Source organism: Butyrivibrio sp. (genome assembly GCF_017433805.1).
Taxonomy (GTDB): domain Bacteria; phylum Bacillota; class Clostridia; order Lachnospirales; family Lachnospiraceae; genus Butyrivibrio.
In genome coordinates this window covers 26754-36732 of sequence record NZ_JAFRGN010000049.1, presented here as the reverse complement: position 1 = coordinate 36732, position 9979 = coordinate 26754, and the positions used below count along the sequence as shown (strand labels likewise).

The window sequence follows — 9979 nt, the reverse complement described above, 5'->3', positions numbered from 1 at the left end:
TTTACTATGCTCGTGTAAGCGAAGTCTACAAAGCATGAAAAAGTAAAAACACGGCTTATTATTGGCTGATGAAAGTCAGCCTTTTTAGTGTACACAAAAATAATAAGGACAAGGCAAAACGAAAACCTGTTGGGAAAAGAAATTGCTTCTTGACTTTTCTTAGCAGGTTTTGATGAAAAAAAATGGACCTAGGGGACGGGGTTAGTGGTCCATTTTTTGGACCTCTAACCCCGTCCCCTAGGTCCATCACGAAAAAAATCTGTGTTGCACAATTCATAATTATAGGATATAGTGTTTGATATCAAGGAAAACGTTTTCCGAAAGGAGAAGCTAATGATACTAAGTGCTATATATCACAGAATGTCAGAGCAGTACTGCTATCCGCTTGATGAGGATAACCTTATCATCAATATCAAAACAGGATATGACGTTGATAAAGTGTATATTATTTACGGAGATCCCTACGAAGCTGGAATAATGGGCGGAAACGAGCATTGGAGCGGAGTAAGGGAAGAAATCTGCTACAAAAAGCGCCTCAAGAATCACATCTGGTGGACAACCACATTGTGCCCAGAGTATAAGAGATGCAAATACTACTTTGAACTTCATAGCGGCGATGAGTGCATGTTCTTCTTTGAGGACGGCTTCCTTACTGAAGAGGAGATGAATCAGGAAGGTAAGACTCTTTCTTATTTCATAATGCCATGGATGAATCCTGCCGATGTCTGCAAGACTCCTTCCTGGGTTAATGATACGGTGTGGTATCAGATTTTTCCTGAGAGATTCTGCAACGGAGATAAGAGTATAGACCCTGAAAATGTCCTTCCATGGAAGTATGAAAAAGTAGAGAATTTCCACGATTACTACGGCGGAGACATTAAGGGCATAAGGGACAGACTTCCATATTTAAGAGATCTTGGAATCACAGGAATTTATCTCAATCCTATTTTTGAAGCTCACAGTAATCACAAGTACAACACAAGAGATTACAAGAAGGTTGATCCTCATTTTGGAACCAATGATGACCTAAGGCTCCTGGTTCAGGAAGCTCATGAGATGGGCATCAGAGTTATGCTGGATGCGGTATTCAACCACACCGGAAGTGATCATCCAATGTGGATTGATGTACTTGAAAAGGGACAGGCTTCCCAGTACGCTGACTGGTACATGGTCAACAAATGGCCAGTGGAGCAGGGAAGAGATACCAAGGATGGAAGATATTATTCTTTTGCCTTTGCAGAATATATGCCCAAGCTCAACACCAGCAATCCTCAGGTTCAGGACTATCTTTTGGATATCATCAGATTCTGGATCGAGACCTTTGATATAGATGGCCTCAGGTTCGACGTTGGTAACGAGATTTCTCATTCTTTCCTTAAGGCTGTCAGATACATGACAAGTCATATGAAGGATGATTTTTACCTTTTGGGAGAAATCTGGCATGATTCAATATCATGGCTTCACGGAGATGAGTATGATTCAGTTATGAACTATCCGCTCTCTACTGCTATTGCGGATTTCTGGGTTTATAAGAACAGGGGAAGAGAGACCTTCGAATACGACATTAACAGATGCTTTACCATGTACTATTCACAGGTTAACGACGTTCTTTTCAACCTGCTGGATTCTCATGACACCAATAGACTTCTGGATAAAGCCCAGAACAATATAGATGTCTTTTACCAGCAGCTGGCAGTTCTTTTCACAATGCCAGGAAGTCCGTGTATCTACTACGGCACAGAGGTTGCCATGGAGGGCGGATATGACCCTGATTGCAGGAGATGCATGCCTTGGGAGGAGATAGATTCAGGTAAAAGAAATACCGAGATTGGCGAGATGAAGAAGCTCATCAGCATGAGAAAGAGCCTTCAGTCCTGCAAGAGCAGGAACTTCCACTTCCCTAACGATATCGCCAGCAAGAGAGTGATATCTTATGAGAAGCTCGGGGAGAACGAGAGCCTTCAGGTATATCTCAATTGTGAGGAGTCAGATGTAACCATAGATATCAGTAGCTTCGAGGAGGTTGTATACTCCCGTAAGTGGAACGAGGACGCAGACGGCAAGGGTACTCTTGAAGCCAACGGAATCCTGGTACTCAGAAAAAAATGAAATTCATAATATATAAAATGTGTTAATTTAGGCGGTTTACGGTCATTATTTGATTGTAGACCGCTTCTTTCATGGGTATAATGTTGAATAAAGTGGACCATGGGGACGGGGTTAGTGGTCCAAAATGAAAAGAGTGGACCATGGGGACGGGGACACGCAGCGAGGTTGAGACGAGATGATAGAGAAAATTTTAGAGACAGAATCTGGAAATATCCATTATTGGATATCAGAGAATTTTAGAAATGAGTGTGGTACAATATTCTTTTTACACGGTTTAACTGCAAGCCATGACTTATTTGTGAATCAGATAGAATATTTTTCCAAGGATTACAACGTTATTGTCTGGGATGCGCCAGCTCATGGCTTATCCCGCCCATACAAGGATTTTACTTATGAGAAGGCAGCGCTTGCTGCAGTGCAGATCCTTAAGGATAACTATATTAAAGAAGCTGCTTTTGTAGGTCAGTCCATGGGAGGATTTATCACTCAGTCAGTACTTAAGCGCTTTCCAGAGTACGTTAAGTGTTTTGTATCCTTAGATAGCACTCCTTTTGGAGAAAAATATTACTCCAGGTCCGACAGATGGTGGCTTAGGCAGATCGAGTGGATGTCAGCTCTTTATCCTGACAAGGCGCTTCGTAAGGCTATTGCCAAGCAGTGCACCACAACCGAGAGGTCCTATCAGAACATGTTTCAGATGCTATCTGTATATGATAAAAAGGAGCTGTGCCATTTAATGGGCATTGGTTTTGCAGGATTTTTAGAGGATAACTGCGATCTGAAAATCACTTGCCCGGTTCTTTTGATCGTTGGAGAGCATGACCGAACTGGTAAAGTTATACACTACAACATCGCATGGGCAGAGGAGCTTGGCACTTCAATTACATGGATAAAAGACGCCGCTCATAACTCCAATGATGACCAGCCTGAGCAGGTAAATAAATATATTGAAAATTTTTTGAAAAAAAGCTGTTGACCTTATAGTTAACTGCAATGATATAACCGTTACAGAAAGGAGATTGGTCGGTATGACAATCAAAGATTTTGCGAAGCTCTGCGGATGCAATCCTCAGACACTGCGATATTACGACCGTCAGGATCTACTCAAACCGGTGAAGGTAGATGACTGGACTGGATATCGCTACTACGATGAGGAGCAGGCGATTGCTTTCGTTAAGATCAAGAACATGCAAAAGGCTGGATTTTCCATTGATGAGATAAAAGAGCTGCTGGATAAAGATGATGCAGCAATCTACATAGCATTTGAGAGAAAGATAGCTGAGCAGGAAAGACAATTACAGGAAATCAAAAACATTCAGAAAACATACCAGACCGAAATAACGGAGATGAGAAAAGTAGTTTTAGCTTTAAGAGATTCACTTATGAAATCTATGGAGGAATATTCACCAGCCGAGGAGTTCGGACTTAGCGAAGAGGAGTACAATGAGCTCAAAGAGGGTCTTGATGAATTCTTTGGAAAGATAGTTGATACAGGTGATCGTTCACTTTTTGATATCAGAGAGATACCAGATAGAAAAGAGGATCTTGAAGCTTTTAAGAAGAGCTTAAATGATCCTGATTTTACAACAGTTTATGAGAATCATGACTGGAAGAACGTAAAAGATTTCATGGCTGAAATTCCAGAAATTACAAATGGCAGTGAGTACAGATGTCTTTTTAAACTGGCTCCTGAAAAGAAGGCAAATACAGCTTTTGCTAATACTTTTATTGGAACCTTATGTATGAGAAATCAGGACAAGAAAATGACAGTGTCCTGTAACGTAATTAGCTCAGATGATGGTCAGAACCACTTCTGGTGCAGAACAAAATAAATGCAAATGGACCACAGGGACGGGGTTAGTGGTCCATTTTCGGGGAGCGCTTAGGATGAACAAGAAAATACTTAATTCCAATCACTTAAAACTGATTGCCATAATTGCCATGACAATCGATCATTTCACAGATCTTTTGTATCCGAATTTTCCTGTAGAGCCATTGCCAGTTGCGCTCCATGTTATCGGGCGACTTACAGCACCTATCATGTGGTTCTTTATCTGCGAAGGCTATCACTATACAAGAGATGTAAAAAAATATATGCTGCGCCTGGGTATTTTTGCGATCATATCCCACTTTGCATATTGCTTTGGCTTCGGAATCGAGCTTAATCCGCTTAAAGGTGGCATCTTCAACAGGACGAGCGTAATGTATCCGCTGTTTATCGCGGTGGTTGTCCTTTATATCGGGGAACATGTCAATGTTCTAAAGACATGGCAGAAGTTTATTATTCAGTTCATTCTCGTATGGAGTGCCTTTCCTGCTGACTGGAGCTGCATTGCAGTACTTGCAATCGTTGATATGTATGTTCGCCGCGGCAATCTTGAGAAGCAGATGCTCAAGATCATCCAGTGGGTTACAGTTTATGCGCTTGTATCATACTTCTTTGTGAGCAAGGCTTATGCTTTTGTAATGCTAGGTGTACTGCTGGTATATCCGGTGCTTAAACTCTACAACGGCGAGCGTGGTAAGGCTAAGTGGATGAAGTGGTTTTTCTATATTTATTATCCCCTTCATCTGATAATACTTGGAATTTTGAGAATTCTGATCTATGGAAATGTGAATATTTGTCTGTAAGAATTAATGAATCAGGGGACGAAGGTTAGTGGTCTAAAATGGACCACTACCCCCGTCCCCTAGGACCATTTCAAGGAGGAGTGATTATGTTTTACGAAGTAGATGATCTAAGGACGGACGAGATTTTTTTAAAGCTTAACAAAACCTGTGAGGCCAAGCCTGAGAAGCGCTGGCTTCCTGCCTACTATTTTGATATTTGTCTTTTGGATGGAACATCGGTTGGCGCATGTGACCTGAGAATTGGTCATAACGACAAGACCTACATCGGGGGAAACATAGGCTACAACGTCAATGAAGAATATCGCGGTAACCACTTCGCAGGAAAGGCCTGCAAGCTCTTATTCCAGCTTGCCAAGAAGCATGGCCTTGATTATGTGATAATCACCTGCGACCCGGATAACGCCGCATCTTACAAGACCTGCGAATACGCTGGCGGCAAATACATTGAGACAATCGATATCCCTGAAGATAACGAAATGTACGCTGAGGGCAAGAGACTGGTTAAGATCTACCGGTTTGATATTTAATTAAGACTTATGGAGGAGTAGGGTATGGCATCATGGATGGTACACCTTAGGATTGCAGACAGATTGCTTGATAGGATAGAGGGGCTGGATCAGAGTGCGTTTATCTTGGGGAACATCGCACCGGACAGTGGTGTTCCCAACGAGGATTGGTCAGTGTTTACACCGCCAGGATCAGTGACACATTTTAGAACCAAGCCTGGTGAAAAGACATACATAGATATTGATAAGTATGTTCAGGACTATTTTACAAAAGAGAAAGTAAAGAAGTATTCAAACCGTGAATACTCATTTTTCCTTGGCTATTATACACATCTTTTAACAGATATCGAATGGACGAAAATGACACATTCTGAAGGTGTATCTGAGAAAATGCCAGAAAAGAAAACATGTCTCTTACAGAATTTATCTGGAAGAACAAGGAAGACTGGTATGACCTTGATTTCCTTTATCTGGAGCAGCATCCAGATTTTCGTGCATTCCATATTTATGAGGATACTGACGATATCGAAAATGAATTTATGGACATATTTGCCAAGGATGCCTTTGAGAACAGACGCGAGTACATTTGCGGCTATTACCGCAGTGATAACCACGGTGATCTTCATAGGAACTACCAGTATCTCACCAAAGAGAGGTCTGACAGATTTGTTGACGAGACAGAAGCGATAATACTGGATATTATTTCAGGCAGATGATGTTGTTTAGATGGCTGTAGAGACAAAAGAGTTCATGAAAAAGTGTGGGGAAAAGAGATGGGGAATAAAGTCAAGAAAGTCTTGGTGGCGCTTGTTCTAGCCACCATATTATTCACACCAATATCATATAATTGTATGAGTGTTGCGCTAGCATCAGAAACAGATGCTGACAAGAATATTGTTGTTTCGGAAAAAGACAATTCTATCAGGTTTATATTTAGCGAGGAGGGGCTCTTTTTCGAGAACTACCCTGCAGAATATGTGATCATACAGGACTCAGAAGTTATTACATTCTCTCAGAACTATAGGAAAAAGCATTTGTTTAGATCTAAGTATGGTTTAGATTTTTCGCCAGTAGCTGCAGGTACAGCACGTGTCCTGATGGTGCTAAGTGCTGCAGATGGGCGGATGGAAGAAGCTCTTTTGTACGATATCAGTATTGATGAGGATAACAAAGTAACCTATGAAAAACTTGAACACTTTGTTCCTTCCTACGCCGCTAGAAAAGGCGTTGCAAATAACACCAGGAAACTTATGAAGGAGGACTATGGATTTTCAGATGAAGAACTCAATCAAATTTCATGTTGGTGATATCACCAAGTTACAGGTTGATGCGATAGTTAATGCTGCGAACAGTTCATTACTGGGCGGCGGTGGCGTTGACGGCGCCATACACAGAGCAGCTGGTCCAGGGCTCCTGGATGAATGCAGAACTTTAAACGGCTGCAGAACAGGCGAAGCCAAGATTACTGGAGGCTACAATCTTCCTGCTGCGCATGTTATTCACACAGTTGGGCCAATCTACAGCGGAAGCGCTTCTGACCCTGAAGACCTTCGTAATTGCTACTGGAATTCTCTCGAGGTTGCTAAGGCTAATAATCTTCACAGTATCGCATTTCCAGGTATTTCCACAGGAGTGTACGGATATCCCAAGAGAGAAGCGGCGCAGATAGCTCTTTCTACGGTAAAAGAGTGGCTTGCACAGAATGCAGACTACGATATGGAAGTAACTTTCGTGAATTTCAGCGAAGGTGATTATCAGATTTATCAGTCGCTGAACTGAAGGCCAGAATGGACCGCTATTAGTTGCTATAATCGGGGCAATAATATGCCATTTTATATGTGTTTCGGGGTGGCAAATACCATCATTTACTATAAAAATGGTCGATGAGGCATGATTTATACGTATTTTGCTCGATTCCCAAAGTGGTAAATACATATAAAAAGGGCGATTAGGAAGTATTTATATGCCTTTAGGACTTTTTGATATAGGGAAAATACATATAAATATTCAAATAAGAAGGGAATTATAGCAAAACAGCTCTTTTTGACCAGATTTTAAGCATATAAAATGGACAAAAGTGCTTGTTTTATACGTTTTGCAGGAATAATAGGAAAGGCACCTGCCAAGGACGAGCAGGTAGATAACACATGGAGACAGAGAGATTAGTGATTGATGCCATTAAGGCGTCTGATAAAGAGGATTACTTTCACAATATATCCCACGACAGAAAGGTGCTTGAAACCTTTGTTTGCACTTATGTTGAGAATATTGAGGACATGGATGTCACTCCTTATGTGGACAGGGACGGCATGTATGCCATAAGGCTCAAGGAAACAGGCCGTCTTATTGGCATCATTTTATATTTTGATGACAACGGGGAATCATGTGAGATTGGCTACGGAATCGGCTCAGGGTACTGGGGACGTGGTTATGGAACAGAGGCAGTTGAGCGGTTCATAGAATTTTGTCTTGAGGAAAAGAAATTCAAAACCGTCTATGCATCCTTTTTTACAGGAAATGAGTCTTCCAAGCGGGTGATGGAAAAATGCGGAATGACCTACGACCACTTTGTCGAGAAGGAAATGGTCTATCTTGGTCAGGAGCGAGACCTCACCTACTATAGCATTAACCGAATGAGTGTGGATGAAGACTCACAGAGCGATACTTTTGAAAAATCCTGTGGGGCGATAGTTTACACAGTTGAGAACGGAGTGATTAAGTACCTTCTTGTTCAGGAAACAAGCGGATTTCACAGTTTTCCCAAGGGCCATATGGAAGGAAACGAGACAGAAGAAGAGACTGCACTTCGCGAGATAAAAGAAGAAACAAATCTGGAAGTTAATCTCTGCACTGACTTTAGAGAGATTGAGCAATATCAGCCAGCAGAAATGCCAGGAGTCACCAAGCAGGTTGTGTACTTCCTGGCAGAATACACAGACGTAGCTCCAGGCATAATACGACCAAACGAAGTAAAAGCTCTAAAGAGCCTTACGCTTGAGGAGGCACTTAATACCATAGAACATGACAGTAAGAAAGAGCTACTTAAAATGGCTGATGCGTATATAAAGGGAAGAAAACTTTGAAAGAAAAAGACAGAGTAGTGTAGGAAATTGACGGAGTTTATTATGAAGCACAAGAGACTTAACAGGGACGGTTGGGGATTTCAGTACTATCCATATTATCAGATGAGAATTGATAGCGATAGCTTCCATGGAATTGCTTGTCTCATCAGATTCACTGATGGAGAAGCCAACTACTGGGAAACTCCCAAGGCAGGCAGAATCCAGGTTACAGGCGAAGAGGTAACCAAATGCCGCGAGGTTTTGCAGCTTGAAAAGTAGGAAAATGGTTTTCTACGTGAGTATCATCGATAACTATTATTATTTCACGTAGTTTTTGCATAAAAACAGGCTTGAATACGTGAGGAGCATTGGGAAGATGGTCAAGTCCTTAATTGTGTGTAAATTACCTTTAGGCACTAAGCGGCGTTAAGCCGCCAATAGTTTCAATTGTTCTTCAGCTATTTCCTTAAGCTGAGGAATATAGTCATCCACTGATTGCAACTGCTTTTTAGGATATCCACTCAAGTTTGCCAAGGCAAAGGTTTTATGAACATCCATAAGCACACTTCCCATGATTCTTATCACAGAAGCATCATTTGGAAATACCCCAATCACTGTTGAGCGACGTTTTAGTTCACGGTTCAGACGCTCTATATGATTCGATGTTCGGTGATATATCCTAAGACGCTCAGGTAATACCATGATGGTCATTGCACTTTCAAAGCCAGCATCAAGACATTCCATCGCTGTTGGAGCAATATCATTGTAGTCGCTAATTATGCGATCACGGATCTTTCGTGCTTCAGTGATGGTTGAAGCATGGTACATTTCAAGCAGCTCAGAATGTAATCCTTTTTGATATTTGGAAGGCGTTTTATCTAGTATGTTCCTTGAAAAATGTGTCTGGCACCTTTGCCAGGGCACTTCAGGAAAGACCTTCTTTATAGCATACAGAATACCCGGATGAGCATCGGAAGTAATGACTCTTACTCCGTGTAAACCGCGTTTCCTAAGGGATTCCATAAACATGAACCACGTATTGTTTGTTTCGTTATCAAACAGGTCAAATCCGATGACTTCACGCTTTCCTTCTGTATTTGTGGCATAAGCTACCATAAAGGCCTTTGATACGATCCTGTGGTCATTTCGAACCTTGAAATAAGTAGCATCTATAAGAACAAACGGATACGCATTAGTCAGAGGTCTGTTACGAAATTCATTAACAATAACGTCAAGATCCTTGCATACTTCTGACACCATGGATTTTGAGTAGGAAGTTCCACACAAAGTTTCAACAACCTTGGCCACTTTTCTTGTTGAGACACCAGCGATTACCATCTCAGCCATACTCGCTACAAGAGCAGCCTCACTTCTTTTATAGTTGTCAAATATAAGTGACTTGAACGGAACATCTCTATGCCTTGGTACTACTAAGTCAATCTTACCAAGACGAGTAGTCAGTTGGCGTTCTCTGGTGCCATTACGGCTGTCAGTCCGTTCTTCCGAGCGCTCATATTTCTCTGCCTTAAGCTGTTCTGTTGATTCAGCCTGTAGGATGGTGTTCAGGCTATCCTGTAGAAGCTTTTTAAATGCATCATCACGATTTGATGAAAGTAACTGTAGAATTTCCTCTTGGTTTAAAGTAATATTGAGTTGAGCCATTGAGCTATA

The 9979-nt window shown here is 41.6% G+C and carries 11 protein-coding genes; 10 read left to right on the top strand and 1 reads right to left on the bottom strand.

Annotated features, from left to right (window positions below; translation table 11 throughout):
* Window positions 1–333: 333 nt before the first annotated feature.
* The 10 genes from IJI01_RS12335 to IJI01_RS12290 all read left to right on the top strand — a co-directional run bounded on the left by IJI01_RS12335 (window position 334) and on the right by IJI01_RS12290 (window position 8587).
* On the top strand, window positions 334–2109 hold the full coding sequence (locus tag IJI01_RS12335; protein ID WP_292190788.1) for a glycoside hydrolase family 13 protein: 1776 nt from the start codon (window positions 334–336) through the stop codon (window positions 2107–2109).
* Window positions 2110–2284: 175 nt separating this feature from the next.
* A complete protein-coding gene (locus IJI01_RS12330; protein WP_292190786.1) occupies window positions 2285–3085 on the top strand; it encodes an alpha/beta fold hydrolase in 801 nt (266 codons plus the stop codon).
* A 52-nt stretch (window positions 3086–3137) separates the two neighbouring features.
* Window positions 3138–3941, top strand: coding sequence for a MerR family transcriptional regulator (locus IJI01_RS12325; protein ID WP_292190783.1), 804 nt, complete (start codon window positions 3138–3140; stop codon window positions 3939–3941).
* A 55-nt stretch (window positions 3942–3996) separates the two neighbouring features.
* Window positions 3997–4740 carry a TraX family protein gene (locus IJI01_RS12320; RefSeq protein WP_042256535.1) on the top strand — a complete coding sequence of 248 codons (744 nt, stop codon included), beginning with the start codon at window positions 3997–3999 and terminating at the stop codon, window positions 4738–4740.
* Between the two features lie 86 nt (window positions 4741–4826).
* Window positions 4827–5267 (top strand): GNAT family N-acetyltransferase, encoded by a 441-nt coding sequence (locus IJI01_RS12315; RefSeq protein WP_292190780.1) that lies wholly within the window; start codon window positions 4827–4829, stop codon window positions 5265–5267.
* A gap of 24 nt (window positions 5268–5291) precedes the next feature.
* Window positions 5292–5936 (top strand): zinc dependent phospholipase C family protein, encoded by a 645-nt coding sequence (locus IJI01_RS14935; protein WP_442861684.1) that lies wholly within the window; start codon window positions 5292–5294, stop codon window positions 5934–5936.
* 83 nt (window positions 5937–6019) lie between these two features.
* Entirely contained in the window at window positions 6020–6553 is a 534-nt protein-coding gene (locus tag IJI01_RS12305) for a hypothetical protein (RefSeq protein ID WP_292190777.1), read from the top strand.
* Entirely contained in the window at window positions 6510–7025 is a 516-nt protein-coding gene (locus IJI01_RS12300; RefSeq protein ID WP_292190774.1) for an O-acetyl-ADP-ribose deacetylase, read from the top strand. The genes IJI01_RS12305 and IJI01_RS12300 overlap by 44 nt, the downstream gene beginning before the upstream one ends.
* A gap of 368 nt (window positions 7026–7393) precedes the next feature.
* Window positions 7394–8329, top strand: coding sequence for a GNAT family N-acetyltransferase (locus tag IJI01_RS12295; protein WP_292190771.1), 936 nt, complete (start codon window positions 7394–7396; stop codon window positions 8327–8329).
* A gap of 42 nt (window positions 8330–8371) precedes the next feature.
* Window positions 8372–8587: a hypothetical protein gene (locus IJI01_RS12290; RefSeq protein ID WP_292190769.1), complete on the top strand. Its 216-nt coding sequence runs from the start codon at window positions 8372–8374 to the stop codon at window positions 8585–8587.
* 147 nt (window positions 8588–8734) lie between these two features.
* On the opposite strand, the gene IJI01_RS12285 is transcribed toward IJI01_RS12290, so the two are convergent.
* The gene (locus tag IJI01_RS12285; RefSeq protein ID WP_292190767.1) at window positions 8735–9970 is read right to left on the bottom strand and encodes an IS256 family transposase; all 1236 of its coding nucleotides are present in this window, start codon (window positions 9968–9970) and stop codon (window positions 8735–8737) included.
* Between the last annotated feature and the right edge of the window lie 9 nt (window positions 9971–9979).

Bases quoted from the DNA above. Each gene is read 5' to 3' on its own strand.
- IJI01_RS12335 (WP_292190788.1), top strand. From the start codon at position 334: ATGATACTAAGTGCTATATATCACAGAATGTCAGAGCAGTACTGCTAT.
- IJI01_RS12330 (WP_292190786.1), top strand. From the start codon at position 2,285: ATGATAGAGAAAATTTTAGAGACAGAATCTGGAAATATCCATTATTGG.
- IJI01_RS12325 (WP_292190783.1), top strand. From the start codon at position 3,138: ATGACAATCAAAGATTTTGCGAAGCTCTGCGGATGCAATCCTCAGACA.
- IJI01_RS12320 (WP_042256535.1), top strand. From the start codon at position 3,997: ATGAACAAGAAAATACTTAATTCCAATCACTTAAAACTGATTGCCATA.
- IJI01_RS12315 (WP_292190780.1), top strand. From the start codon at position 4,827: ATGTTTTACGAAGTAGATGATCTAAGGACGGACGAGATTTTTTTAAAG.
- IJI01_RS14935 (WP_442861684.1), top strand. From the start codon at position 5,292: ATGGCATCATGGATGGTACACCTTAGGATTGCAGACAGATTGCTTGAT.
- IJI01_RS12305 (WP_292190777.1), top strand. From the start codon at position 6,020: ATGGGGAATAAAGTCAAGAAAGTCTTGGTGGCGCTTGTTCTAGCCACC.
- IJI01_RS12300 (WP_292190774.1), top strand. From the start codon at position 6,510: ATGGATTTTCAGATGAAGAACTCAATCAAATTTCATGTTGGTGATATC.
- IJI01_RS12295 (WP_292190771.1), top strand. From the start codon at position 7,394: ATGGAGACAGAGAGATTAGTGATTGATGCCATTAAGGCGTCTGATAAA.
- IJI01_RS12290 (WP_292190769.1), top strand. From the start codon at position 8,372: ATGAAGCACAAGAGACTTAACAGGGACGGTTGGGGATTTCAGTACTAT.
- IJI01_RS12285 (WP_292190767.1), bottom strand. From the start codon at position 9,970: ATGGCTCAACTCAATATTACTTTAAACCAAGAGGAAATTCTACAGTTA.